The 25,759-nt window shown below is 65.6% G+C and carries 26 protein-coding genes and 1 pseudogene; 9 read left to right on the plus strand and 18 right to left on the minus strand.

The genetic code is table 11. The features are described from left to right. The 10 genes and pseudogenes from LL06_RS07775 to LL06_RS07820 all read right to left on the minus strand — a co-directional run. Positions 1 to 1,309: pseudogene (locus LL06_RS07775) on the minus strand (double-strand break repair protein AddB); the annotation flags it as partial. Beyond that, on the minus strand, positions 1,306 to 2,046 hold the full coding sequence (locus tag LL06_RS07780; protein WP_035524652.1) for a nucleotidyltransferase family protein: 741 nt from the start codon (positions 2,044 to 2,046) through the stop codon (positions 1,306 to 1,308). The gene LL06_RS07780 and the pseudogene LL06_RS07775, both read right to left, overlap by 4 nt. 18 nt (positions 2,047 to 2,064) lie before the next feature. Further along, positions 2,065 to 3,573, minus strand: coding sequence for a tRNA (adenosine(37)-N6)-threonylcarbamoyltransferase complex ATPase subunit type 1 TsaE (gene tsaE / locus LL06_RS07785; protein WP_035524598.1), 1,509 nt, complete (start codon positions 3,571 to 3,573; stop codon positions 2,065 to 2,067). Between the two features lie 7 nt (positions 3,574 to 3,580). Next, positions 3,581 to 5,983, minus strand: coding sequence for a PAS domain-containing sensor histidine kinase (locus LL06_RS07790; RefSeq protein ID WP_081963772.1), 2,403 nt, complete (start codon positions 5,981 to 5,983; stop codon positions 3,581 to 3,583). Positions 5,984 to 6,300: 317 nt separating this feature from the next. Beyond that, entirely contained in the window at positions 6,301 to 7,695 is a 1,395-nt protein-coding gene (gene ahcY, locus LL06_RS07795) for an adenosylhomocysteinase (RefSeq protein WP_035524600.1), read from the minus strand. Positions 7,696 to 7,813: 118 nt separating this feature from the next. Continuing rightward, on the minus strand, positions 7,814 to 8,101 hold the full coding sequence (locus tag LL06_RS07800) for an HPr family phosphocarrier protein (RefSeq protein WP_035524602.1): 288 nt from the start codon (positions 8,099 to 8,101) through the stop codon (positions 7,814 to 7,816). Then, entirely contained in the window at positions 8,098 to 8,499 is a 402-nt protein-coding gene (locus LL06_RS07805; protein WP_035524604.1) for a PTS sugar transporter subunit IIA, read from the minus strand. Before LL06_RS07805 ends, LL06_RS07800 begins: the two co-directional genes overlap by 4 nt. A 155-nt stretch (positions 8,500 to 8,654) precedes the next feature. Continuing rightward, positions 8,655 to 9,125 carry a hypothetical protein gene (locus tag LL06_RS07810; protein ID WP_035524607.1) on the minus strand — a complete coding sequence of 157 codons (471 nt, stop codon included), beginning with the start codon at positions 9,123 to 9,125 and terminating at the stop codon, positions 8,655 to 8,657. Continuing rightward, entirely contained in the window at positions 9,122 to 10,885 is a 1,764-nt protein-coding gene (locus tag LL06_RS07815; RefSeq protein WP_052161301.1) for a sensor histidine kinase, read from the minus strand. The genes LL06_RS07810 and LL06_RS07815 overlap by 4 nt, the downstream gene beginning before the upstream one ends. 63 nt (positions 10,886 to 10,948) lie before the next feature. Continuing rightward, positions 10,949 to 11,662: a response regulator transcription factor gene (locus LL06_RS07820; RefSeq protein WP_035524658.1), complete on the minus strand. Its 714-nt coding sequence runs from the start codon at positions 11,660 to 11,662 to the stop codon at positions 10,949 to 10,951. Between the two features lie 348 nt (positions 11,663 to 12,010). Between LL06_RS07820 and LL06_RS07825 the strand changes: the two genes are divergently transcribed. From LL06_RS07825 to LL06_RS07845, 5 genes are all read left to right on the plus strand, one after another. After that, positions 12,011 to 13,624: a phosphoenolpyruvate carboxykinase gene (locus LL06_RS07825; RefSeq protein ID WP_035524613.1), complete on the plus strand. Its 1,614-nt coding sequence runs from the start codon at positions 12,011 to 12,013 to the stop codon at positions 13,622 to 13,624. 100 nt (positions 13,625 to 13,724) lie between these two features. Then, on the plus strand, positions 13,725 to 14,402 hold the full coding sequence (locus LL06_RS07830; RefSeq protein WP_035524616.1) for a nitroreductase family protein: 678 nt from the start codon (positions 13,725 to 13,727) through the stop codon (positions 14,400 to 14,402). After that, complete coding sequence (gene arfB / locus LL06_RS07835; protein WP_035524619.1) at positions 14,399 to 14,833, plus strand: alternative ribosome rescue aminoacyl-tRNA hydrolase ArfB; 435 nt, start codon at positions 14,399 to 14,401, stop codon at positions 14,831 to 14,833. Before LL06_RS07830 ends, arfB begins: the two co-directional genes overlap by 4 nt. A 78-nt stretch (positions 14,834 to 14,911) precedes the next feature. Then, positions 14,912 to 15,427: a peptidoglycan-binding protein LysM gene (lysM, locus tag LL06_RS07840; RefSeq protein WP_035524621.1), complete on the plus strand. Its 516-nt coding sequence runs from the start codon at positions 14,912 to 14,914 to the stop codon at positions 15,425 to 15,427. Between the two features lie 27 nt (positions 15,428 to 15,454). Continuing rightward, complete coding sequence (locus LL06_RS07845) at positions 15,455 to 16,063, plus strand: alpha-ketoglutarate-dependent dioxygenase AlkB (protein ID WP_035524623.1); 609 nt, start codon at positions 15,455 to 15,457, stop codon at positions 16,061 to 16,063. Between the two features lie 27 nt (positions 16,064 to 16,090). On the opposite strand, the gene coaA is transcribed toward LL06_RS07845, so the two are convergent. From coaA to hisB, 7 genes are all read right to left on the minus strand, one after another. Further along, positions 16,091 to 17,077, minus strand: a complete 987-nt coding sequence (gene coaA, locus LL06_RS07850; RefSeq protein ID WP_035524625.1) for a type I pantothenate kinase — start codon at positions 17,075 to 17,077, stop codon at positions 16,091 to 16,093. A gap of 2 nt (positions 17,078 to 17,079) precedes the next feature. After that, positions 17,080 to 17,403, minus strand: a complete 324-nt coding sequence (locus LL06_RS07855; protein ID WP_035524627.1) for a phosphoribosyl-ATP diphosphatase — start codon at positions 17,401 to 17,403, stop codon at positions 17,080 to 17,082. Between the two features lie 39 nt (positions 17,404 to 17,442). Then, on the minus strand, positions 17,443 to 18,216 hold the full coding sequence (gene hisF / locus LL06_RS07860; RefSeq protein WP_035524629.1) for an imidazole glycerol phosphate synthase subunit HisF: 774 nt from the start codon (positions 18,214 to 18,216) through the stop codon (positions 17,443 to 17,445). A gap of 103 nt (positions 18,217 to 18,319) precedes the next feature. After that, entirely contained in the window at positions 18,320 to 19,090 is a 771-nt protein-coding gene (gene hisA, locus LL06_RS07865; RefSeq protein WP_035524632.1) for a 1-(5-phosphoribosyl)-5-[(5-phosphoribosylamino)methylideneamino]imidazole-4-carboxamide isomerase, read from the minus strand. Position 19,091: 1 nt separating this feature from the next. Then, the gene (hisH, locus tag LL06_RS07870) at positions 19,092 to 19,742 is read right to left on the minus strand and encodes an imidazole glycerol phosphate synthase subunit HisH (protein ID WP_035524634.1); all 651 of its coding nucleotides are present in this window, start codon (positions 19,740 to 19,742) and stop codon (positions 19,092 to 19,094) included. Positions 19,743 to 19,747: 5 nt separating this feature from the next. Continuing rightward, complete coding sequence (locus LL06_RS07875; protein ID WP_081963770.1) at positions 19,748 to 20,230, minus strand: DUF2628 domain-containing protein; 483 nt, start codon at positions 20,228 to 20,230, stop codon at positions 19,748 to 19,750. A 37-nt stretch (positions 20,231 to 20,267) separates the two neighbouring features. Next, positions 20,268 to 20,876: an imidazoleglycerol-phosphate dehydratase HisB gene (hisB, locus tag LL06_RS07880; protein ID WP_035524636.1), complete on the minus strand. Its 609-nt coding sequence runs from the start codon at positions 20,874 to 20,876 to the stop codon at positions 20,268 to 20,270. A gap of 194 nt (positions 20,877 to 21,070) precedes the next feature. Between hisB and hslV the strand changes: the two genes are divergently transcribed. From hslV to LL06_RS07900, 4 genes are all read left to right on the plus strand, one after another. Beyond that, the gene (hslV, locus tag LL06_RS07885; RefSeq protein WP_035524639.1) at positions 21,071 to 21,631 is read left to right on the plus strand and encodes an ATP-dependent protease subunit HslV; all 561 of its coding nucleotides are present in this window, start codon (positions 21,071 to 21,073) and stop codon (positions 21,629 to 21,631) included. Positions 21,632 to 21,789: 158 nt separating this feature from the next. Continuing rightward, entirely contained in the window at positions 21,790 to 22,953 is a 1,164-nt protein-coding gene (locus LL06_RS07890; RefSeq protein WP_035524640.1) for a hypothetical protein, read from the plus strand. 7 nt (positions 22,954 to 22,960) lie between these two features. Then, positions 22,961 to 24,268, plus strand: coding sequence for an ATP-dependent protease ATPase subunit HslU (gene hslU / locus LL06_RS07895; protein WP_035524643.1), 1,308 nt, complete (start codon positions 22,961 to 22,963; stop codon positions 24,266 to 24,268). Between the two features lie 85 nt (positions 24,269 to 24,353). Continuing rightward, entirely contained in the window at positions 24,354 to 25,343 is a 990-nt protein-coding gene (locus LL06_RS07900) for a DUF1402 family protein (RefSeq protein ID WP_035524645.1), read from the plus strand. A gap of 64 nt (positions 25,344 to 25,407) precedes the next feature. On the opposite strand, the gene LL06_RS28195 is transcribed toward LL06_RS07900, so the two are convergent. Then, positions 25,408 to 25,759: transcriptional regulator (locus LL06_RS28195; protein WP_035524647.1), on the minus strand; the 352-nt coding region annotated here is incomplete at its 5' end.

Below are 25,759 nucleotides of genomic sequence, written 5' to 3' on the forward strand. Positions count from 1 at the left end.
GCGGAATGCCGCCCGAATCACTGGCCTCGATACCGTAGCGGCCGAGTTCGGTGACGACCCTGCGGGCGAGATTGCGGTCGGGCGTCACCAGCGCCGCGGTCGGCTCTTCCAGGCCGGGCCGCGGCTCGAGCGCGCGGCGCATGGCTGCGGCGAGCGCCAGCGCTTCCTCGCGCTCGTTGGCGGCTTCGATGAGACTGACATGTTCCAGTCCCCGGCTCGCGACCGGGACATCGGGCAGGAAGCCGGGCTCGCCCCAGGCCTCGGTCGTGGCCGCCGGCAGCAGCGCCGCCGAGACGATGGCGCGTCGGGCGGTGAGGGCGGGGGCGATCCGGCCGATCTCCGGGATCTCGCCGATGCGCTCGGCGTCAAGGCCCGAGGTTTCGAGGAGCCGCAGCAGGCCGTATTGCGGATGGCTGCGGATCGTCACGTCGACCTGGATGCGGCCATCGGCCGAGGTGAGGTTGGTCGCGGCTCGTGCCAGGGCCTGCCAATGGGACGGCCGCATGGCGTGATCGAGGCCGGGCAGGACCACGGCGCCCTGGTCGAGCCGCGCGACAGTGGCGATCAGCCGGGCGGTGGACGGCCGCGTGCCGGTGGAGCCGGCGACGATGACCGGGCGGCCGGGGGGTGCCGTTGCGAGGCCTCGCGTGAACACATCGATCATCGCGTTGTGGTGCAGGGCCGGGCTCGAGCGGGCGATCTCCTCGAGCAGCGAAGGCCAGAACTCACGCGCGATCTTGAGAAACTCGCCGGTCAACTGCCACCAGTGCTGCAGATCCTCCGCGACGACGCTGTCGAGGCCGGCGAAATCGCCCTCCTCGATTTCCACCGCCTGGATCAGTTCGAACAGAGCGCGGCCGAGCCAGATCGCATCGGCCGGATTGGCCGGCGCCACCAGCGGCAGGCCCCCGAGATGATCCCGCACCGCCTGCGGCAGCGCCTGTTTCCAGGCCAGCACCAGATCGGCCAGCCGCAGCGTGGCGGCGACCTGCGGAATCGGCGGGTTGAGCGCCAGCGTCTCGGGATCGGCGGCGTCGAAGAAGCCGGCATCGTCGTCGGTCTCGCCCAGCGCGCGGATCGAGGGCAGGATCGCCGATCCCTTGCCGATCAGGTCGGTGATTTCCGAGCGCAGCGCGCGTGCCGCACGGCGGGTGGGCACGAACACGGTGGCGCCGGCGAGCGACAGGGGGTTTTCGGGCTGGTAGCAGAGGCCGGTGACCAGGCTGCCGGAAAGGATCGCTTCGGCGAGCATCCGCAGGAAGGCCGCGCCGGGGGGGATCGTGACAATCCTGGGCGCGGACCCGCTCACGGCGCCGGTCCGCTTGTGCCGAGATAGGCGGCGATCGCGGCTTCCGCCTCGCCGATCGCCTCGGGCGTGCCGACCGTGAGCCAATGGCCGCGCATCGGCGCGGCGAACAGGCGTCCGGCGGCCTGGGCCTCGTCAAAGCAGCGGTTGAGGGAGAATTTCGGCTCCGTGATGCCGTCAAAGATCCTGGGATGCAGGATGATCGCGCCGGCATAGATGACGGGTTCGCCCGTCCCCCTGTAGCGGTGCAGCCGGCCGTCGCGATCGATGGTGAAATCGCCGGCGCCGGTATGGCCGGTGGCCTGCTGGAGCCCGGCGGTCAGCAGCAGGATGTCCATTGATTCGGAATCGAAACGATCGGCCATCATCGCGAGATTGTCGCGCCCGGCATCCGGATCCTCGATCCAGAACGTGTCGGCGTTGAGGATCAGGAACGGATCCGGACCGAGAATCGGCAAGGCCTTGGCGACGCCGCCGCCCGAATCGAGCAATTGCGAGGTTTCATCGGAAATCAGGATCTCCGGACCGGGCCGGGCCTGGAGCCACTCGGTCAGCATCGGCGCCAGGTAATGCACATTGACGACGATGCGGGGGACACCGAGCCGGTCGAGCGCTTCGAGCCCGTAGGCGATCAACGGCTTGCCCGCCACCTCGACCAGCGGCTTGGGCATTGTGTCGGTGATCGGGCGCATGCGGGTGCCAAGCCCCGCGGCAAGGATCATGGCGGATGGGATCTCAATCGGCACGGCGGTTCCGGTCTATGATTCGGGTTCGCCGATACCAGCCTGTGTGAACCAGAAGCGCAAGGGTTGCAGCACCGGATGGGCAAGAGAAGCCGAGATATAGGCTTCCATCCGCGGCAGATGGCGCAGATAGCCGGGTTTTCCGTCTCGCTGTTTGAGGCGGACGAAGATGCCGAGGATCTTCGCCGCCCGCTGCGCCGCCATGATCGCATAGGCCTCGCGGAACCTCTTCTCATCGAAATCCGGAGTGCCGGCGAGGCGGGCGGCCACATAGCGATCGAGCAGCAGGTCGGCAAGATCCTGGGGCACGGTCACGCGCGCGTCCTGGCACAGCGAGGCCACGTCATAGGCCGACGGGCCGATCATCGCGTCCTGGAAATCGATGATGCCGAGCCGGTCGAAGCCGGACCTGTCGTCCCGCCAGATCAGGTTGGGCGAATGGTAGTCGCGCAGCACGAGCGTCTGTTCGGCGCTGTCGAGGCGGGCGAACAGGCCGCGCCAGAGATCGAGAAAGGCCTGGCGCTCGTCGTCGGAGACCGCGCCGCCGCGCTTCCAGGGCAGGTACCAGTCGGTCAGGAGCTCCACTTCGATCTGCATCGCCCTGGCATCGTAAGCCGGAACCTGGTGCGTGCGCCCGTCGATCGGAAGCGCGTGGGGCGGCTGCCGGAAATGCAGATCGGCGAGCACGTCGATGGCCAGGCCATAACGCTCCGGATCGGGCCGGCCCTCGGCATCGAGGATACCGGCTGAACCGAGGTTTTCAACGAGCAGGAAGCCCTGGTCGAGATCCTGTGCCAGGATTTCCGGCGCGGCCAGGTCCTGGGCGCGAAGCCAGGTGGCGATGGCGACGAAGGGCACCACGTCCTCGGCCAAATGGGCAATCTGCGAATAGGGCAGGCCATCCCTGATCGGTGGACCATCGGGCCGGCGCGGCGCATTCATCAGGATGACCGGATTGCCCTCGGTCGGATGGATCATCTCGTAGGTTCTCGACGAGGCGTCGCCCTGCAAATGGCGGCGGGCAGCAGTGCCAAGACCCGCGTCCTCGAGAAATTTGCGGGCGGCGCGGGAGCGCGCAAGCCGCGTGCCGAAATCGGCGGGCGCGGACAGGGTGAGCGTGCGGATGTCGCCGGTACCGTCGAAACGCATCAGGATCTTGTCCTGCGGCAGGCGCTCGAGCGCCTTTTCCGGCCATTCGACCAGGGCCGCGCCTTCGGCCAGCGCATCGTCGAGGCCGAGTTCGTCCAGTTCGTCGGGCGATCCGATGCGGTAGAGATCGAGATGGGCGACGGGCAGGCGCAGCCGATAGGTCTGCACCAGGGTGAAGGTCGGGCTTGGCGCCTCGAGCTCCGGATCGTCGGCGATGGCGCGAATCAGGGCGCGGGCGAAGGTGGATTTGCCGGCGCCGAGATCGCCCGAAAGGCACAGGCAGTCGCCCGGCTTCAGCGCCAGCGCCACGTCTTCGGCGAACCGCACCGTGGCCGCAAGGTCGGTCAGTTCGAGGCGCACGGGGGCAGCAGCCATGAACGTGCTACTCGGCCGCGTTGCGGGCAAGCGGACGGTCGGCCGGAAAGCGGCAGACAATGGTCGCCCCGCCGCCTTCGGCGCTTTCGATGGAGACGGTGCCGTTGTGCAGCCCGACAAAGCTCTGGACGATCGACAGGCCCAGACCGGCGCCGCGGCGGCGGCCGGATTGGCCGTTGGTCTCGAAGCGGGCGAAGACGTCCTTGCGGGCGTTCTCGGGAATTCCGGGACCGGAATCGGACACCGAGAAGACGATCGCATTCTCTTCCCGGGTGCAGGCTAGGCGCACGACCGAGCCTTCGGGGGCGAAATTCGCGGCATTCATCAACAGCTTGAACAGGATCTGCTTGAGCCGCTGGTAGTCCCCGGTCATTTCCTCGGGCGCACCGGCGGTGCTGATCTCCAGCGAAAGCCCGCTTTCCTTGAGCCGGTCGGAAATCTGTTCGCCGGCCTCGGCGAAAAGCGCCTTGATATTCACGGTTTCCGGCTCCAGCCGCATGATGCCGGCATCGACGGTGGCGAGATCGAGAATGTCGTTGACGATGGTCAGAAGCACCGAGGACGAGGTCGAGATATGATCGAGGTACTCCGACTGGCGCTCGTTGAGCGTGCCGAAATCCGGGGTCCTGAGCAGTTCGGTGAAGCCGATGATGTTGGTGAGCGGCGAGCGCAATTCATAGGACACATGCTGGACGAATTCGTTCTTGAGCGCATCGGCCTTGCGCAACGCCTCGTTCTTCTCGGTCAGCATGCGCTCGGCGCCAACGCTGTCGGTGACATTGACGAAGGCGATCATCGTCTGGCCGTTGGGCAGCGGCACGATGGCGTAATCGAGAATGAGGCCGGTGGTCAGTTCGATTCGGCCTTCGCGGGTGCGGCGCTCGTCCTCGAAGCCGGTGATGGCGCCGGCGAAGAGCTTCCAGCCGTCGGCCTCGCGATGGGACGGCTCGCAGGCTTCGGCAATCAGCCTGATATGCGTGCCGGGCTTGACCTGCTGCTCGTTCAAGCCCCAGAGCGCCCGGAACGAGGGGTTGGACAGCCGGATCTTGCCGTCGGGGCCGAACACCGCCACGCCCTCGGCGAGATTGTCGATGGTCTCGCCCTGGGCCTGCAGAAGCGTGTTGTAGCGGGTTTCGAGATCGACCTTCTCGGTCAGGTTCTCGAACACCCAGGTGACGCCGCCCTGGGGGTGGGCGTTGGCGAAGACATTGAGCGTCTGGCCGTCGGGCAGGTGCCAGAGATGCGGCGTGGTTTCCACCGAGCGGTAGGCGGAGAGGATCTGCTCCTTCCATTCGCGCCAGGAATGCGGCTCGGGCAGCTTGCCCTCGGCGCGCAGGCGTTCGAGAAACTCGCCATTGTCGGGCCGGCGGGCGAGAAACGGCGTATCGAGCTCCCACAGCCGCTGGAAGGCCTGGTTGTGGAACTGCAGCCGCTGGTCGCGGTCGAAGATCGCCACCGGCGTCGCCAGATGGTCGAGGGTCTCGGCGTGGCTCTGGATCGTGCGCCGCAACTCCTCGCGCAGGTCCTCCTCGATCGAGACATCGAGCGCCAGGCCGGCATTGCCGGAGGGCGTCTTGACGTCGGCGACTTCGAGGAAACGGCGATGGCCGTGAATAACGGTGGACACCTTGTCGAGAAACGGCCGTTCCGGCGTCACCTCGGCGCGAACCCGCTCGCGCGCTGCGGTTCCGAGCAGCTCGAGGCCGCGGGTCAGCACGGCCTGCCGGTCCTCGCCCTCGACAGCGCGGGTATAGGCATTGTTGACCCAGAGAAGCTTGCCCTCCGGCCCGCGCAGCCACACCGGCATGTCGATCACGTCGAGCAGGGTCTGGAACGTGTCGAGCGAGGCCAGCAGCCGGTTGCGCTCGGTCTTCAGCTCGGCGAGTTCGGCGCGGACATTGGAGAGGGTGACGAAGCGGACGAAGGCGCGGCCGCCCGAGACCCGGCCCTGCGCCTCGATGACATGGCCGCGGACGGTCTCGACGATCAGGTCGAAGCGTTCGGCCTGGGCCCTGAGCCTGTCGATGGCCTCATCGATCGCGGCCGCGGACCGCGGCTCCAGCCAGCGGCCGAAAGCCAGGAACTCGCCCGGCTTCTGCGGCGCTCCGGTCTCGGCGGCAAGATTTCCGAGCATTTCGGCGGGCAGGCCAACGCCGTCCCACACCACGATCTGCCGGTCCTTGTCGACGATCAGGGCCTGGTGCCGGGAGAGCTTGGCATTGACGTCGGCCAGCGCCGTCTTCAGCCCGGCGTTCTCGACATCGATCTTGGCGCGCTCGCGGATCATCCAGATGGCCGAGATCATGGCCGCCGAGATGGCGCCGATGACCATGGCGAAATTGACCACTTCGAGGGAGGAGACGGACAGGCCTTCGGGGGCCTGGGCCAGCGCCGCGCCGGCGGGGGCCATGCAGCCGGAGAGCAAAGCGGTCCCGGCGAGGACTTTGCGCCGGAAGGCGGAACGGTCGGGGGTCGCGGCACGCCTGATGCCGATGACCCAGCCCCGCCCGTGTGAATCTCTGTTCACCGGCATGTCTTCGTCCCCTCGCAGTCTGTCTGACTAGACATCGCCAATCCGTTCCTCGCGCCGCCACAACGCAAAACGAATCAATGAGGAAAAACATACCTGCTTCGCGAATCACGGTGAAGGGGAAGATGCGCAAAAAGAAACCGCACCCTTGTTGTCAAGGATGCGGCTTCAATATGTTGTGGGTATCTGTCCGGAAATTAGTACCGGTAGTGTTCCGGCTTGAACGGACCCTCGACGGTCACGCCGATATAGTCGGCCTGCTCGGTCTGAAGCTGGGTCAGTTTGGCGCCGATCTTGTCGAGATGCAGCCGGGCGACCTTTTCATCGAGGTGCTTGGGCAGCACATAGACCTGGTTCTTGTACTCGTCGCCCTTGGTCCAGAGCTCGATCTGGGCCAGCACCTGGTTGGTGAAGGAGGCCGACATGACGAAGCTCGGGTGGCCGGTGGCGTTGCCGAGATTGAGCAGGCGGCCCTGGCTCAGCAGGATCATGCGGTTGCCCGAGGGCATCTCGATCATGTCCACCTGGTCCTTGATGTTGGTCCATTTGTGGTTCCGGAGGGCCGCGACCTGGATCTCGTTGTCGAAGTGGCCGATATTGCCGACGATCGCCATGTCCTTCATCTCGCGCATGTGCTCGAGGCGGATCACGTCGCGGTTGCCGGTGGTGGTGATGAAGATGTCGGCGGTCTTGACCACATCCTCAAGCAGCACCACCTCGAAGCCGTCCATGGCGGCCTGCAGCGCGCAGATCGGGTCGATTTCGGTGACTTTGACGCGGGCGCCGGCGCCGCGCAGCGACGCCGCCGAGCCCTTGCCGACATCGCCGTAGCCGCAGACGACGGCGACCTTGCCGGCCATCATCGTGTCGGTGGCGCGGCGGATGCCGTCGACAAGCGATTCCTTGCAGCCATACTTGTTGTCGAACTTCGACTTGGTGACGGAATCGTTGACGTTGATGGCCGGGAAGGGCAGCAGGCCCTTCTTCTGCAGTTCATACAGACGGTGGACGCCGGTGGTCGTCTCCTCGGAGACGCCGACGATCTGGTCGCGCAGCTTGGTGAACCAGCCGGGCGAGGCTTCCATGCGCTTCTTGATCTGCAGCTTGATGACGGCTTCCTCGTCGGACGCGGGAACCGGGATGATGTCCTCGCCGGCCTCGGCGCGGGCGCCGAGCAGCACGTAGAGCGTGGCGTCGCCGCCATCGTCGAGGATCAGGTTCGGTCCGTCGGCAAACTGGAAGGACTTGTCGAGATAGTCCCAGTGCTCCTCGAGGCTCTGGCCCTTGACGGCGAACACCGGAACGCCGCTCCGGGCGATGGCTGCGGCGGCATGATCCTGGGTGGAGAAGATGTTGCACGACGCCCAGCGCACGTTGGCGCCGAGCGCCGTGAGCGTTTCGATCAGCACCGCGGTCTGGATGGTCATGTGCAGCGAGCCGACGATCCGCGCGCCCTTGAGCGGCTTCTGCGCACCGAATTCCTCGCGCAGCGCCATCAGGCCGGGCATTTCGGTTTCGGCGATATCAAGCTCCTTGCGGCCGTAATCGGCCAGCTCGATATTGGCGACGACGTAGTCATGGGTGTCAGTCATAGGTTTTTCCCAAACGGTTTGAGATCCAGACAGGACAGGCTGGATTGCATGGCCGCTGCCATAGCAGGAAACCGGTCCACTGGCAACATGATATAAAGATGTCTTTATGTGGGAATATTCAGGCTTCTTCGCCGAAACGGCCTGCGATCAGCGCCTCGAGCGCGTCCAGCAGCTCGTCCGCCTGGCGGCCTTCGGCTTCGACCAGGATCGAGCATCCGGGGCTGGCGGCCAGCATCATCAATCCCATGATCGAGGTTCCGCCGACGGTGGAGCCTTCCCGCGTCACCCGCACCGTGGCGTCGTAGCCCTCGACGGTCTGGACGAACCGCGCCGACGCCCGGGCGTGCAGGCCGCGCTTGTTGACGATCTCGAAGCACCGAGATTTGGTGGAGGCGGCAACCATCATTTGCCGGTCAGCAGGCGGCTTGCGACATTGATGTATTTGCGTCCCGCATCCTGGGCGTCGGCGAGCGCCTTCTGCATGTCATTGGCGCCGCGGACTCCCGCGAGCTTGATCAGCATCGGCAGGTTGACCCCGGCGATGACCTCGATGCGCCCCGAATCCATCACCGAGATCGACAGGTTGGACGGGGTGCCGCCGAACATGTCGGTGAGGATGATCACGCCATGGCCGCTTTCGACGCGCGATACCGCTCCGACGATATCCAGCCTGCGCTGGTCCATGTCATCCTCGGGGCCGATACAGACTGTTTCAAGTGCGGTTTGCGGTCCGACCACATGCTCGAGCGCATGCTGGAACTCCTCCGCGAGCTTGCCATGGGTGACAAGCACCAATCCGATCATATTGCCTCCAGCAGCATATCGCTCAGCCGGTATGTCACCAGGCCATGCCTCTTGTTTCGCAGCTGCGAACTGTTTGAATTTTCATCTTGGACAGAAGCAGGCGAAGTTCAAGCCAAAAAACGTCACATTTGTAGCAAATCTGCCCGCCGCGCGGTTCATCGCGCCAAAAACAGCCCCGGGCGGCTCGCCATGATGCAGGAAAGCGGATCGGCTGCGCCAAGGTGCCACAGACGCAGGAGTGGCAGCGAGACCGCGTTGCACGAGAAGGTTTCAGAGTCGGGGGGAAGGCGGGTGGCGGCGGAGGGCTCGGCCAGGGCCACCACGAGATCCATGACCGCGCATTCGACCCGCGGCAGGGACACGATGCCGGTGCCGCGCAGCTCGAGCAGGCCGCGGATCGGTTCGGGGCAGGAGGCAAGGCAGCGGCCGCCCCGGACTGCAAGCTGGGTCCGGTCGTCGGCGACCAGCGCCGCGTTCCAGCCGCGGGCCTGCGCCGCCGCGAGACAGGCAAAGGCGGTGCGGCTCTTTCCGGCTCCGGACTCGCCGACAAACAACAGGCCGGCGGAGCCGACCACGATCGCGGTCGCGTGAGCGGTCTGGCCGGCTGCGACTTCCCCCTCCGTCATGGGCGCTCGGCCGGAAGCTCGATGGTGAAGCGCGCGCCGGCCCATTGGCCCTCTTCCTTGCCCGGAATGTTCTCCGCGGTCAGGTGCCCGCCATGGGCCTCGATGATCTGGCGGCTGATGGACAGGCCCAGGCCGGAATTCTGGCCGAAGTCCTCGCCGTCGGGACGGTCGGTGTAGAACCGCTCGAACACGCGGTCGATGACTTCGGCGCGGATGCCGGGGCCGTTGTCCTCGATCACGACCTGGACCGTGCCGCGGCGGCGGGCGAGCCTTATGGTAATGCGGCCGTCAGTCTCGGGCACGAAGGACCGGGCGTTCTCGATCAGGTTGGTGACGACCTGCCCGAGTCTCAAATCGTGGCCGAGCACCGTGAAGGCCGAAGCCGAGGTGTTGCGGCCGTCGACCTTCAGCTCGATCGCGACCACCTTGCCGCCGGCGCGGATCTGCCGGGCAAGATCGACCAGATCGGTGAGCAGCTTCTTCATGTCGACGGCGACGCCGTCCTGGCGGGCGAGTTCGGCGTCGAGCCGCGACGCGTCGGAGATGTCGCTGATCAGCCGGTCCATGCGGCGGACGTCGTGCTGGATGACGTCCATCAGCCGCTTGCGGGACTGCTCGTTGCGGGCCAGCGGCAGGGTCTCGACCGCGCTGCGCAGCGAGGTGAGCGGGTTCTTGAGCTCGTGGCTGACATCGGCGGCGAAGCTTTCGATGGCGGCGATCCGGTCATACAGCGCGTTGGTCATGTCGCGCAGGGCGACCGACAGATTGCCGATTTCGTCCTGCCGGTCCGAGAAATCCGGGATCTCTTCGCGCGCCCGCACGCCGCGCCGCACCCGCACGGCGGCCGCCGACAGGCGCCGGAGCGGCGTGGCGATGGTGCTGGCCAGAAGCAGCGACAGCACGATGGTGACCATCGCGGCGACGCCGAACACCCGGAAGATCGCCATCCGCTCGGCATGGACGATCTTGTCGATGTCGCCGGCCTGGGTCGACAGCAGCAGCACCCCCAGAACCGCCCGGAAGCGCTGCACCGGGACCGCCACCGACACGATCAGCTCGCCCTTGTCCGTCACCCGGACGACGGCGCCGCGGCCGCCGGTCAGCGCGTTCATCACCTCGGGATAGATCGATCCGTCCGCCCCCGGCGGCTCGCGGTAGAGCGGCAGATCCCGGCGCTGGAAAAACCGGTTGAACCAGGTGCCCATGGTTTCGGTGAGGCTGGTGGGGCCGGCATCGGCCGGCGGCAGGTCATAGCGCAGCACCTGTCCGCTTGAGTAGAGATAGCGGGAATCGAGGATCAGGCTGGCGTCGCCGTCATAGATGCGCGCGCGCGTCCGGGTGGGCGAGATCAGCCGCCGCAGCACCGGGGCCACGCGCTCCGGATTGATCGGGAAATCCAGGTTCTCGTTGGAATTGGTCGGCGAAATGCTCTGGCCGGCCTGCAGCTCGAGCAGTTTCTCGGGATCGATGGTGATCGAGTTGGTGTCGACCGAGGCCGAAGCCGCGACCGCGCCGGCGATGATCTCGCCCTGGGTCAGCAGGCTTTCCACCCGGGCGTCGATCAGGCCCTCGCGGAACTGGTTGAGATAGAGGATCCCTGAGACCAGAACGATCAGCGCCGCCAGGTTGAGAAACAGGATGCGCCGCGTCAGGCTCGAAAAGATCAGGTTGCCGAACATCCGGCGCACCAGGGTCACCGGATGGATCCAGCCTTTCGACCGGCGCGGTTCGGGAACACCCTCGTCCTCGCCAGCCGCCATGTCCTCGGTTTCAGCCGTCATGCCGCCGTCGCCACATCACACATCCGGCACGAGCAGCAAGGGTCATGCCGATTCCCTGAAGCGGTAGCCCACGCCGTAGAGCGTTTCGATCATGTCGAAATCGTCGTCGGCCATCTTGAACTTCTTGCGCAGCCGCTTGATGTGGCTGTCGATGGTCCGGTCGTCCACATAGACCTGTTCGTCATAGGCGGCATCCATCAGCGCGTCGCGGCTCTTGACCACGCCCGGCCGCTGCGCCAGCGACTGCAGGATGAGGAATTCGGTCACGGTCAGGGTCACCGGCTCGTTCTTCCAGGTGCAGGTGTGGCGCTCCTGGTCCATGACCAGGTTGCCGCGCTCGAGCGACTTGGTCGGCGCCGTCGCCGCACGGCCGGGCGTGGCCGAGGCCTCGCGGTTGGCGGCGCGGCGCAGCACCGCCTTGACCCGCTCGACCAGAAGCCGCTGCGAGAACGGCTTGGTGATGAAATCGTCGGCGCCCATCTTCAGGCCGAACAGTTCATCGATCTCCTCATCCTTGGATGTGAGGAAGATCACCGGAATATCGGACTTCTGGCGCAGGCGGCGCAAAAGCTCCATCCCGTCCATGCGGGGCATCTTGATGTCGAAAATGGCTAGCTGCGGAGGACGCGCCAGCAATCCGTCCAGGGCGGAGGCGCCATCGGTGTAGGTTTCAACACGATACCCTTCCGTTTCGAGCGCAATCGAAACCGAGGTAAGGATGTTGCGGTCGTCGTCGACGAGCGCGATTGTCTGCATGTCTGTCGTCTCCATCATGGTCAAGCACGCCTCTCTGGAAGTGCCCCCGCTTTTCCGGGTCAGCCGCGTCGTCGCGCCATCGCCGGGTCCCGCCCGCCACGTCCATGAGGATAAAGTGAGAACAAAATGTGGCACAGATCCCGTGCGCTGTCATTCTCTGATTGGACCGGGCGGCCCGGCGGCAATCCGCACTTGAACCGATTAAAACCGGGGCTTGATTTTTTAAATCGATTAATACTTTGATTTCATTAAATATTCAACGAATTACTTGTTGTTTTTTGGAAACCTCGACCCTATGGTCCGGCCAAATCTGACCCCCTCTTGCGCCATAGTGAAAAGGAATCCGAAATGAGTAAGGATTTGGGAGTGCGTAATCCTTCGTCTGACATCGGTCTGAACGGCCTGACCACCACTGGCCTGGTGCGGTACAACAGTTGCGAGGCCGAACTGGTCGAACTCGCCGTGGCGCGGGGCGAGGCTTCGCTGACGGCGCATGGCGCGCTCAGGGCGCTGACCGGACAGCACACGGGCCGCTCCGCCAAGGACAAGTTCATCGTCCGCGACGCCTCCACTGACAGCCAGATCTGGTGGGACAACAACAACCCGATGTCGCCGGAGGCCTTCGATGTGCTCCATGCCGACATGCTGGCCCATGCCAATGACCAGGATCTGTTCGTTCAGGACCTCGTCGGCGGCGCCGACCACAAATACGCGCTCAACGCCCGGATCATCACAGCCTATGCCTGGCACGCGCTGTTCATCCGCAACATGCTGATCCGCCGCGACCGCGCCGTGCTCGAGGGCTTCACCCCGCAACTGACGATCATCAACCTGCCCTCCTTCCGCGCCGATCCGACGCGTCACGGCTGCCGTTCGGAGACGGTGATCGCGGTCAATCTGGACAAGGGTCTGGTGCTGATCGGCGGCACGTCCTATGCCGGCGAAATCAAGAAGTCGGTGTTCACCGTGCTCAACTACCTGCTGCCCAAGGAAGGCGTGATGCCGATGCACTGCTCGGCCAATGTCGGCCACAAGGACGACACGGCGATCTTCTTCGGCCTGTCGGGAACCGGCAAGACCACGCTCTCGGCCGATCCCAAGCGGACGCTGATCGGCGACGACGAACATGGCTGGGGCACGAGCGGCGTGTTCAATTTCGAAGGCGGCTGCTACGCCAAGACCATCCGGCTGTCGCGCGAGGCGGAGCCGGAAATCTTCGAGACCACGCAGCGCTTCGGCACGGTCCTGGAAAATGTCGTGCTCGACGAGAACCGCATCCCCGATTTCGATGACGGCTCGCTCACCGAAAACACCCGCTGCGCCTATCCGCTGCACTATATCCCCAACGCCAGCAGCACCGGCCTCGCCGGCCATCCGAAAAGCATCATCATGCTGACGGCCGACGCCTTCGGCGTGATGCCGCCGATCGCCAAGCTGACGCCGGAACAGGCGATGTACCACTTCCTGTCGGGCTACACCGCCAAGGTCGCCGGCACCGAGAAGGGCGTCACCGAACCCGAAGCCACGTTCTCGACCTGCTTCGGCGCGCCGTTCATGCCGCGGCACCCCTCGGAATATGGCGACCTGCTGCGCAGGCTGATCAACGACCACCAGGTCAGTTGCTGGCTGGTCAACACCGGCTGGACCGGCGGCGCCTATGGCGCCGGCCGGCGCATGCCGATCAAGGTGACCCGGGCGCTGCTGTCGGCTGCGCTCGATGGAACGCTGGAAAATGTCGATTTCCGCACGGACGCCAATTTCGGCTTCGCGGTGCCGGTGGCGGTGGAGGGCATCGACGGCTCGATCCTCGATCCGCGCTCGACCTGGACGGACCAGCAGGCCTATGACGCATCGGCCAGCCGCCTGGTCAGGATGTTCATCGAGAACTTCGCCAAGTTCGAGCCCCATGTCGATGAGTCGGTGCTGGATGCGGCGCCCGGGCTCAAGGCCACGGCGGCGTAGTCAGCCGCCTCGCCGCGGCAAAGTTCGACCGGCCCCGTTGACCCGACGGGGCCGGTCGCGCATTTTCTGCCGGTCAAGGTCCGCAGCAGGAGATCGGCGCATGGCCCAGGCCGCTGAGACAGTCGCGCTTTCGCTCGACCGCAAGAGCGATGCGGAGATGCTGGCCGCCGCGCGGGCTTTTTTCGAGCTGATGCAGTCGCGCCGGACGGTGAGGGATTTTTCGCCCGATCCGGTCGACCCGGAAATCATCCGGCTGGCGATCCGCACCGCCGGCACGGCGCCGTCGGGCGCCAACCAGCAGCCCTGGAGCTTTGTCGCCATCGGCGATCCCGAGGCCAAGCGCGCCATCAGGCTGGCCGCCGAGGAGGAAGAGCGCGCCTTCTACAATGGCCGCGCCGGCGAGGAATGGCTGGGGGCGCTCGCGCATCTGGGCACCGACTGGGAGAAGCCGTTCCTGGAAACGGCGCCCTGGCTGATCGCCATCTTCGCCCAGCGCTGGGGCACCGATGCCGAGGGCCGCAGGATCAAGCACTATTATGTGCCCGAATCGGTCTCCATCGCCATCGGCCTGATGATCGCGTCGCTGCATGCGGCCGGGCTTGCAACGCTCACCCACACGCCTTCGCCGATGGGGTTCCTCAACGAGATCTGCGGCCGGCCGGACAATGAAAAGCCGCTGGTGCTCCTGGTCGCCGGCCACCCCGCCAAGGGCGCGACGGTTCCGGCGATCGGCCGCAAGGCCGAGGACGAGATCCTGTTCTGGAAGACCGCGCCATGAGCTCGATGCCCTTGCATGCCGCGCGGGGCATCGTGATTGCCGCCTGGGAACTCAGCGAAAGCTTCATCCGCGCCTCCGGCCCCGGCGGGCAGAATGTCAACAAGGTCGCTACGGCGGTGCAGTTGCGGTTCGACATCCGCAATTCGCCGTCGCTGCCCGAGCGGGTGAAGACCAACGCGCTCCGCCTCGGCGGCAGCCGCGTGTCCAAGGACGGCGTCCTCATCATCGAGGCCAACCGCTTCCGCACCCAGGAACGCAACCGCGCCGACGCGCGCGAGCGGCTCATCGAGCTGATCGACCAGGCGTCCGAGCCGCCACCGCCGCCACGGCGCAAGACCAAGCCGACGCGCGGATCGGTGGAGCGCCGGCTGGCGGCCAAGTCGGGCCGCGCCACCATCAAGAAAGCCCGCGGCAAGGTCACCGACGACTAGCGCGCAAAGGTATGTATTGGCAGACCGCAGCGCGGCGTGCTTTAGTCAGCATGAATTCACACCGGGAGACAGAGGCTCATGGGCATTTTCGATTTCATCAAATCGGCGGGAAAGAAACTCGGCATCGGCGGCGACGAGGACGCGCCTGAGGCCGATGCGGTCAAGAAGGAGCTCGATTCCTTCAAGCTCGGCACCGACAAGGTCGACGTGAAGGTCGAGGGCGACAAGGTGGTCCTGTCCGGCGTCGTCGAGGATCAGTCGATCTTCGAGAAGGCCATCATCGCGGTCGGCAATACGCTCGGCATCTCCAAGGTGGAGGCGGCCGACCTGAAGGTGGTCCTGCCCGACTCCGGCCTGTCGCTCGGCACCGCCGACATGACCGAACTGGTCAAGGCCTCCACCCCCGCCAAGGCGCCGCGCTTCCACACGGTGAAGAAGGGCGACAATCTCTGGAAGATCGCCGAGGCCGCCTATGGCAAGGGCAAGGGACCGAAACACACGGTGATCTTCGAGGCCAACCGTCCGATGCTGTCGCATCCCGACAAGATCTATCCGGGCCAGGTGCTGCGGATTCCCGATCTCGAAACCGCCTGAACCGACGGCCGACCCGGAAGGCAACCGATGCTCGTCCTGCCCAAAGGGCTTCGCCACATCCCCGGCCATCTCGACCGGGCCGGGCAGGAGCAACTGGTGAACGAGATCCGGACGGTGGTCGGCCAGGCGCCGCTCTACCGTCCTGAGATGCCGCGCACCGGCAAGCCGCTGAGCGTGCGGATGACCAATTGCGGCGACCTCGGCTGGGTCGCCGACAAGGCCGGATACCGCTACCAGGACCGGCATCCGGTCACGGGCGCGCCGTGGCCGCCGATTCCGGACATGCTCCTGCAGCTCTGGCGGGAGCTGAGCGGAGATTCACGGCCGCCGCAGGCCTGCCTGGTCAATTTCTACGACGACAAGGCCCGCATGGGCCTGCACCAGGACCGGGACGAGCAGGATTTCTCCGCGCCGGTTCTGTCGGTGTCCCTGGGCGACGCCTGCCTGTTCCGCGTCGGCGGAACCGAACGCAGCCAGCCGACGCGCTCATTCCGGCTGGAAAGCGGCGACGTCGTCGTGCTCGGCGGCGAAAGCCGGCTGGTGTTCCACGGCGTCGACCGGATCTACCCGACCACCTCGACGCTGCTCCGGGATGGCGGCCGCATCAACCTGACGCTGAGGCGGGTCAGCGGCTAGGCTTCCGGCGCATCCCGGCAATGTCCCTCACAATTTCCGCAGCGCCACCTGTTCGATGAGGTGATTCGGGCCCTTGCGCAGGATCAGATCGGCGCGCGGCCGCGTCGGCAGGATGTTCTGCCTGAGGTTCTTGAGGTTGATGTTCTGCCACAGGCTCTCGGCGATGGCGCGGGCGGCGTCCTCGTTGATGGCGGCATAGCGGTGGAAGAAGGAGTCGGGGTTGCGGAAGGCGGTCTGCCTGAGATTCATGAAGCGGTCGACATACCATTTGTGGATGTCGGACTCCTCGGCGTCGATATAGATCGAAAAATCGAAGAAATCGGACACGAAGGGGATGATCCTGCCGCCCTCGGGCAGGTCCCGCACCTGCAGGACGTTGATTCCCTCGAAGATGAGGATGTCGGGCCGGTCGATATAGGTGTATTCGCCCGGCAACACGTCATAGGTCAGGTGCGAATAGCAGGGCGCGCGGACATTGTGCTGGCCGGCCTTGATCTCGGAGAGAAACCTGAGCACCGCGCCGACATCGTAGCTTTCGGGAAATCCCTTGCGATCCATCAGGTTTTCGCGCCGCAGCACCTCGTTGGGATAGAGAAAGCCGTCGGTGGTCACCAGATCCACCTTCGGGCTCGAGGGCCAGCGCGCCAGAAGCTCGGTCAGCACCCGGGCGGTGGTGGACTTGCCCACCGCCACCGACCCGGCGATGCCGATGATGAACGGCGTCTTGGTCACGTCGGCGAGGCTCAGGAATCGCTTGCGCTGTTCGAACAGCAATTGCGAGGATTCGACATGGGCCGACAGCAGCCGCGACAGCGACAGATAGATCCTGCGGATCTCGTCGAGATCGATCGGATCGTTGAGGGACCGAAGCCGGCGAACCTCGTCCTCGGTCAGGGTCAGCGGCGTGTCGGCACGAAACTCCGCCCATTTCTCGGCTGTAAAGAACCGGTAGGGCGAAAACTCGTCCGCGGTAAAATGATCGAGCTTTCGCGGCTGGATATCGGTCTGGTCCATTTCTACTCCGACTTGCGCCCGGCTTTCTCGGCAAGGCCCGATTGCGCGGTCCGGCCTTCCAATTCCTGCATCACCTCGCCAAGAGGCACATCGGCGATCTTCAGCACCACCATGAGATGGTAGAGAAGATCGGCGGTTTCACCGACCAGTTCGCTGCGGCCCTGCGAGGTCGCAGCGATCACGGTCTCGACGGCTTCCTCGCCGAGCTTCTTGGCGGCCTTCGGCATGCCGGCGGCGACGAGCTTGGCGGTCCAGGAGCTTGCCGGATCGGCCGACGCGCGCTCGGCGACAATCCGCTCGAGATCGGCGAGTGTGAAGCTGGTCATTGCGTCGGCGTCTCCTCAAATCCTGCCGCGATGGCCCGGTCAGACCATGCGCATGGCGAGCCCGGCATCGGCCATGTGCTGTTTGGCCTGGTGGATCGTATAGGTTCCGAAATGGAAAATCGAGGCCGCGAGCACGGCGGTGGCGTGGCCGTCGCGAATGCCCTCGACCAGGTGATCGAGCGTGCCGACCCCGCCCGAGGCGATCACCGGCACTCGCACCGCATCGGCCAGCGCCCGGGTGAGCGGAATGTCGTAGCCGGACTTGGTGCCGTCACGGTCCATCGAGGTGAGCAGGATCTCGCCGGCGCCGAGATCGACGACCTTGCGGGCGAAGCCGATGGCCTCGATGCCGGTGGGTGTGCGGCCGCCATGGGTGAAGATCTCCCAGCGGTCCTGTTCTCCGGGGGATGAGACCTTCTTGGCGTCGATCGCCACCACGATGCACTGGTTGCCGAACTTGTCGGCGGCTTCGGCGACGAAATCGGGATTGCTGACCGCCGCGGTGTTGATCGACACCTTGTCGGCGCCGGCCAGCAGCAGCTTGCGGATGTCGGACACGGCGCGGACCCCGCCGCCGACTGTCAGGGGCATGAAGCAGTGCTCGGCCGTCCGCGCCACCACATCGTAGATGGTCTCGCGGTTGTCCGAGGAGGCGGTGATGTCGAGAAAGCACAATTCGTCGGCGCCGGCCGCATCATAGGCCTTGGCCGCCTCGACCGGATCGCCGGCATCGATCAGATCAACGAAATTGACGCCCTTGACCACGCGGCCATCCTTCACGTCGAGGCACGGAATGACACGGGATTTCAGCATCGGACGGCCGCCTTTCCGGTTTGCGCGTCCTCGCGGCAAAGCTGCTGCGGGTCGCGCAAGCTGTCCTTCACATCCAGGCAGGGGATGACGCGGGATTTGAGGGTCATGAGCGGTCCGGGTCCTCGAATGTCGCGGGTTCGACCGCAAGCGTGCCGTTGAGAATGCCGAGCGCCTCGGCCGGATCGATGCGCCCGTCATAGAGCGCCCGGCCGGAGATCGCGCCTTCGAGGCGCGCGGCGTCGGGCATCTTCATGCGGACGATGTCGGCGATCGAGGCCAGGCCGCCCGAGGCGATCACCGGGATCGACACCGCGTCCGCCAGTTCGATGGTCGATTCCCAGTTGATGCCGGTGAGGACGCCGTCGCGGTCGATGTCGGTGTAGATGAGGGCTGCGACGCCCGCGCCCTCGAAGCGCTGCGCCAGCTCGATGACGCCGAGTTCCGAGGCCTCGGCCCAGCCTTCCACCGCCACCTTGCCGCCCTTGGCGTCGATGCCGACGGCGACGCGGCCCGGAAACAGCCTGCAAGCCTGCTTGACCAGATCGGGGTCGCGCACCGCGACGGTGCCGAGGATCACCCGGGCCAGGCCCTTGTCCAGCCAGGCCTCTATATGGGCGAGGGTGCGGATGCCGCCGCCGAGCTGCACCGGGTTCTTCGTCGCCGCAAGAATCGCCTCGACCGCGGCGCCATTGACCGACTGGCCCTCGAAGGCGCCGTTGAGATCGACCACATGCAGCCACTCGAAGCCCTGCTCCTCGAAGGTACGGGCCTGGGCCGCCGGATCCTCGTTGTAGACGGTGGCCGAGTCCATTTCGCCGAGCTTGAGCCGGACGCACTGGCCATCTTTCAAGTCGATCGCGGGAAACAGGATCATGTCAGGGCTTCCATCTGAGGAAATTTGCGATCAGGGCCAGACCCAGGGTCTGGCTCTTCTCCGGGTGGAACTGGGTGCCCGCCCGGTTTTCATGGGCGACGGCGGCTGTCACCGTCCCGCCGTAATCGGTCGTGGCGAGCACATCGGCCGGATTGTTCGCCGCCAAATGATAGGAGTGGACGAAATAGGCGTGCAGGCCGTCAGGTCCCGTCGGAATGCCGTCGAACAGCGGATGCTCGCGCGTGAGGTCGAGCGTGTTCCAGCCGATCTGCGGAATCTTCAAAGCCGGATTCGACGGCTTGATTTCGACCACGTCGCCGGAGATCCAGTCAAAGCCCGGCGTCACGGTCTTTTCCAGGCCGCGGGTCGACATCAGTTGCATGCCGACGCAGATGCCCAGGAACGGCCGCGATCGGGTCTCGACGGCGTGGCGCAGCGCCGCGTCCATGCCGTCGATGGCGTCAAGCCCGGCGCGGCAATCGGCATAGGCGCCGACGCCCGGCAGGACGACGCGGTCGGCGGCCGCGACATGATCGGCCTCGGCGCTGAGCCTGATGTCGGCGGAGACGCCCGCTTCGCGCGCGGCGCGCTCGAAGGCCTTGAGGGCCGAGCGGAGATTGCCCGAACCGTAATCGACGATGACGACCTGCATCGGGCTCATGTCCTTTCGACCGGCACGAGGCCGATGGAGCCCGCGTGCCCCCCGCCTGCGCGACCCGGCATCAGCGGCGTCCGGCCGGACCGGACCGTCTCCGGCGCGGGTGAGGCCTCCGGACTTGAAGCCCGCGCGGCGTGAATTTCAAAAGCGGTGTCGGCATCCTCGGTCTCCACCACATCGACAAGCCGCCAGCCGCGGCGCTCCAGCGCTGCGGCGCGCCAGGTCCGGCCTTCGAGCGCGACAATCAACTGCAGCGCGAGGCCGATCGTCAGACCGGCCGCCGTCAGATCGAGGCTTCCGGCGAGCAGGCCTGCGGCCACCGTCACCAGCGCCGCCGCCAGGGCCTCGAGCCAGAGCCGGTTGAACAGCAGCCAGATCACCGGCGCGATGAAGGCAAGCCACGCGAACCGGTCGGCGATCACCACCGACCGTTCATCCGGCGTGCGCGCCCCGGGGCTGGCCAATACGAGATAGGAAGTCATGACGGTTCACTCCGTTCGGCCGGACATCCGCGCCGGGTCAGGCCAGCGATCCCTTGGTCGAGGGGATCCGGTCCTTCTGCCGGGGATCGACTTCACAGGCCGTGCGCAGCACCCGGGCCACCGCCTTGAAGCAGGTCTCGGCAATGTGATGGCTGTTGGCGCCATAGAGATTGGCGACATGCAGGGTGATGCCGCCATGCTGGGCCAGCGCCTGGAAGAATTCGCGGACCAGCTCGGTGTCGAAGGAGCCGATCTTGGGCGCGGTGAAGGCCACGTCCCAGACCAGAAACGGGCGCCCGGAGATGTCGATCGCCGCGCGCGTCAGGGTCTCGTCCATGGCGAGATCGAGCGAGGCATATCTGTTTATGCCCTTGCGGTCGCCCAGCGCCTTTGCCAGCGCCTGGCCGATGGCGATTCCGGTGTCCTCGACGGTGTGGTGGTCGTCGATGTGCAGGTCGCCCTTGGCCTTGATGTCGAGATCGATCAGCGAATGCCGGCAGAGCTGCTCGAGCATGTGGTCGAAGAAGCCGATGCCGGTCGAAATCGACCCGGTGCCGGTGCCGTCGACGGACAGCGACACGGAAATGTCGGTTTCATTGGTCTTGCGGGCGACGGAGGCTGCGCGCGCGGGCTGGGTCTTGGGCATCGGACGTCTCCCGGCAAGGCATGGGGCAGGGCTTAGGCGGGCTCATTACCAGTCCGCACGACAAATATCCAGACGGCTTTGCTGCAATGCGGGCGCGAGACGGCGCCGCCCGGTTTGCAATCGCCTGCGGCAGGCTTACATAGAGCGAAGATCGATACAGTGCGGCTGCCGCCGCTTGAAGGAAAGGATGCCCCATGGGCGAGCACAATCCCTACGGCACGATGCATGCGACCACCATCATCACCGTGCGCAAAGGCAATCAGGTGATCATGGCGGGCGACGGGCAGGTCAGCCTGGGCCAGACCGTGATGAAAGGCAATGCGCGCAAGGTCCGGCGGATCGGCAAGGACGACGCCGTGATCGCCGGTTTCGCCGGCGCCACCGCCGATGCCTTCACGCTTCTCGAACGGCTCGAAGCCAAGCTCGAGCAGTATCAGGGCCAATTGACCCGCGCCGCCGTCGAGCTCGCCAAGGACTGGCGCACCGACCGCTATCTCAGGCGGCTCGAGGCGATGATGCTGGTGGCCGACAAGTCCGTGACACTGGCGGTGACGGGCACCGGCGACGTGCTCGAGCCCGAACACGGCACGATGGCGATCGGGTCTGGCGGCAATTATGCCTACGCCGCGGCACGCGCTCTGATGGATTCCGACAAGTCGGCCGAGGTAATCGCCCGCCGGGCCCTGGAAATCGCCAGCGACATCTGCGTCTACACCAATTCCAACATCGTGATCGAAAAACTTGAGCTCGATTGACACCGCGCGGATCGGGGCGGATGGGCTGCGGCCCGTCCGGTCCCGCCGCCTGGCGAGGCGCCTTCGAGTGTTTCACGTGAATCGTCGCACGCCTGCAGCCTGCCGCTTCCGATCCTGCGGCTCATTGCCAATACCCCTCCGACCGAAGGCATATCCGCATGATTGACGAAGCGACGCTCGATCGCGCGGTTGCCCGGGGCATTCTCCAGCCCGCGCAACGCGACGCGCTGCTGGACCTGGTCCGCACCGGCGACCGGTCCGGTTCCTCCTCGGACCTCGCCCCGACGCTTTCGGTCGATGACCAGATGAGGCTGGTCGGCGGCGGCAACGACATTTTCGTCACCGTCGGCATCGTGCTTCTGTTTTCCGGCGCGCTGTTTGCGCTGCGCGCGGTGTTCCCGACCGACAGCGTTGCGATCGCGCCGATCCTGGCGCTGGCGAGCTGGATCGTGGCCGAGATCGTCACACGGCAGAAGCGGATGCGGCTGTCGAGCACCCTGCTGGCGCTGACTTTCAGCGCCGCGATCCTGTCCCTGCTCATCGATTTCATCCTGGCGCGGTTCGAACTGCCGACAACGCTCAACGCCTTCTCGCTGCTCGCGCTCAGGTCGGACGCCTGGCCGATCGGGCTGATCCTCGGCGGCGGCATGATCGCCGCGGCGAGCCTGTATTTCCTGCGCTTCAAGGTCCCGGTGCTGGCCGCCGTGGCGGCGATCGCCGCGACGGGCCTGGCGTTTCTCGGCGCGGTGGTGGTCTATCATGACCGGATGGTCAGCGGCGCGGTCGCCGCTCCCGCGGCCGATCAGCTTGCCGAGGTGCTTTCCAACGCCCTGGCGGTGCCGCTGGTGTGCGGCCTGATCATCTTCGCGATTGCCGTCGCGCTCGACCTGCGCGACCGCGAGCGCCAGACGGTGTGGTCGGACTGTGCCTTCTGGCTGCACGTGGTCTCGGCGCCGCTGCTGGTGCATCCGCTGTTCATCCTGGCCACCGGCCAGGAGGTGCTGTCGGGCCAGATCGAGCCGGGCATGACCGCCGGAGTGCTGCTGGGGCTGATGATGGCGATGTTCGTGCTGGTGGCGCTGGCCATCGACCGGCGTTCGCTGCTGGCGCCGACGCTCGCCTATTTCGGGTCGGTCGGAATCTACTACCTGGTCAACGGGGCCGCCAACACCACCGGAATCCCGCCTTTCGCCCTGATCCTGATCGCCGTCGGCGCCATGGTGATCCTGTTCGGCGCGGGCTGGCAGCGCATCCGCCGCTTGATTATCCGGCCGATTCTACCCACATCGTGGCTGAACAGGCTTCCCCCCATAAAGGCATGATCCTCCCATGAGCAATTTCTCCCCCCGCGAAACCGTCTCCGAACTCGACCGGTTCATCATTGGCCAGAGCGACGCCAAGCGCGCTGTCGCGATCGCGCTAAGGAACCGTTGGCGCCGGCAGCAGCTCGAGGGCCTGCTGCGCGAGGAGGTGATGCCCAAGAACATCCTGATGATCGGGCCCACCGGCGTCGGCAAGACCGAAATCTCGCGCCGTCTGGCGCGGCTCGCCGGCGCGCCCTTCGTCAAGGTCGAGGCCACCAAGTTCACCGAGGTCGGCTATGTCGGCCGCGATGTCGAGCAGATCATCCGCGATCTGGTCGAGGTCGGCATCACGCTGGTGCGCGACCGCAAGCGCGGCGAGGTGGAGGCCAAGGCCCGGCTCAATGCCGAGGAACGCGTGCTTGACGCGCTGGTGGGCAACACCGCCTCGCCGGGGACGCGGGATTCCTTCCGCAAGAAGCTGCGCGACGGGCAGCTCGACGACAAGGACATCGAGATCGAGGTGGCCGACACGTCCTCGGGCATGCCGCAGTTCGAGCTGCCCGGCATGCCGGGCGCCAATGTCGGCGTGCTCAACATCGGCGAGCTGTTCGGCAAGGCGATGGGCGGGCGCACCCGCAAGATCCGGACGACGGTGCGCGAATCCTACGATTCGCTGATCAACGACGAATCCGACAAGCTGCTCGACATGGAGCAGATCCACCAGGAAGCGCTGAAGTCGGCGCAGGATGACGGCATCGTCTTCATCGACGAGATCGACAAGATCGCCTCGCGCGAAGGCGGCATGGGTGCGGGCGTGTCTCGCGAGGGCGTGCAGCGCGATCTGCTGCCGCTGGTCGAAGGCACCACGGTCGCCACCAAATACGGGCCGGTGAAGACCGATCACATTTTGTTTATCGCCTCGGGCGCCTTCCACGTCTCCAAGCCCTCGGACCTGCTTCCCGAACTGCAGGGCCGGCTGCCGATCCGGGTGGAGCTGCGGGCGCTGGGCAAGGACGATTTCCGCCGGATCCTCACGGAAACCGAAGCCAGCCTGATCAAGCAATACGTGGCTTTGATGGCCACCGAGAACCTGACGCTGGCATTCACCGAGGACGCCATCGACGCGCTTGCTGAAGTGGCGGTGCACCTCAATTCGACCATCGAGAACATCGGCGCGCGACGCCTGCAGACGGTGATGGAGCGGGTTCTCGACGAGATTTCTTTCAACGCGCCGGACCAGCCGGGCTCGACAATCACGATTGATTCAGACTATGTCCGGGAACACGTCGGCGACCTTGCCCAGAATACCGACCTGTCGCGTTTCATCCTTTGAGCCGTCTGCCCCGCGTGCGAGGCTAGTAAGGCGGCAGGCGGGGTGGCGAAGGGTCCGCGTCGCGTTGTGCCCCTTGGAGAAGAACATGATCGTCCCCAGCAGCAAGCTCAAAGCCGTGACCGCGATCCTGGTCGCGTTCACCCTGAGCTTGGCGCAGGCGCCGCAGTCCTTTTCCGCCGAGCTGGTGTCGCCGGGAAACCGCAATGTCCGCCAGCCCGAGATCCCGGGTGCCTCGAAGCGGCGCACAGAGGCGACCAAATCCACCTTCGACGCCAAATACGAGAGAATCCGCGATCTGATCGCCGAGGACGCCAAGCTTCAGCAGAAAATCCGCAAGGTGTCGGCGCTCTACAAGATCGACCCGATCCATATCGTCGGCGCGCTCGTGGGCGAACACACCTACAATGTCGATGCCTATGACCAGTTGCAGACCTATTACGTCAAGGCGATCTCCTATGCGGGCGAACGGTTCCGGTTCGAGCACAAGGGCGAGTCCGTCGTCGATTTCGTCCAGCGACCCGAATTTGCAGGCTGCGACGAGAACGCCGATTCGGCGGAGCTCTGGACCTGCCGCGAGGAGGTCTGGGAAAAGACGTTCCGGGGCAGGAAGGTGGGGGACAAGTCCTATCCGGATGACCGCTTCGGGGCGGTGTTCTTCCAGCCCTTCTATGCCGGCCAGACTTTCGGCCTGGGCCAGCTCAACCCGTTGACGGCGCTTACCCATACCGATCGGGTCAACAAGGTGTCGCGGCTGAGGAAACTGAGCGCCGGCAATGCGGCGGAAGTCTACAAGGCGATCATGGACCCGGATTCGACGCTTGCCTACATGGCGGCGTCGATCGCCGAATCGATCGACAATTACCGCACCATCGCCGGGTTCGACATTTCCAAGAATCCCGGCCTGACCGCGACGCTCTACAATGTCGGCAATTCCGCCCGCCGGGCCGCGGCGCTGGCGGAGGAAAACCGCAAGCGGAAGAGCAGCGGACTGAAGCCGAAGGGGCCGACCGAGAACTATTACGGCTGGCTGGTCAACGCGCACGAAGAAGAGCTGCGCCGCATCATCGCCCCCTGACCCTCTCTCCCGTCGCCACAAGCCGGCAACACTCGCCAAGAACCCAAAATCACCCTGCGCAGCACTACGGCGACAGCTTGCGACCCCTGCGACGGGCCATCGCGGCTTTCCCGCCCGGCTCTGACGGTGCCGACGACTCGTCGATCAGCCGGCCGATCGCCTCGAGTGCAGCAGCGTCAAGGCGGCCGATGGCGGAGGCCAGCCTGTTGGCGATCTCGGTCGCCTTGGGCGTGAGGCCCGAGGTGTCGATGGTCACCTTGGGCCGGGATAGGCCGCCGAGCGTCTGCAGTTCCTCGGCCTCGTCCCAGATGATGTTGAAATAGCCGATCACGCGCTGGATGAACTCCCAGCTCGGCTCCGATCGGTTGCCGTGTTCGAGCGCGGAGAGATAGGCGGGCGAAACGCCAAGGGCGGCC

Source organism: Hoeflea sp. BAL378 (assembly GCF_000759435.1).
Classification (GTDB): Bacteria; Pseudomonadota; Alphaproteobacteria; order Rhizobiales; family Rhizobiaceae; genus Hoeflea.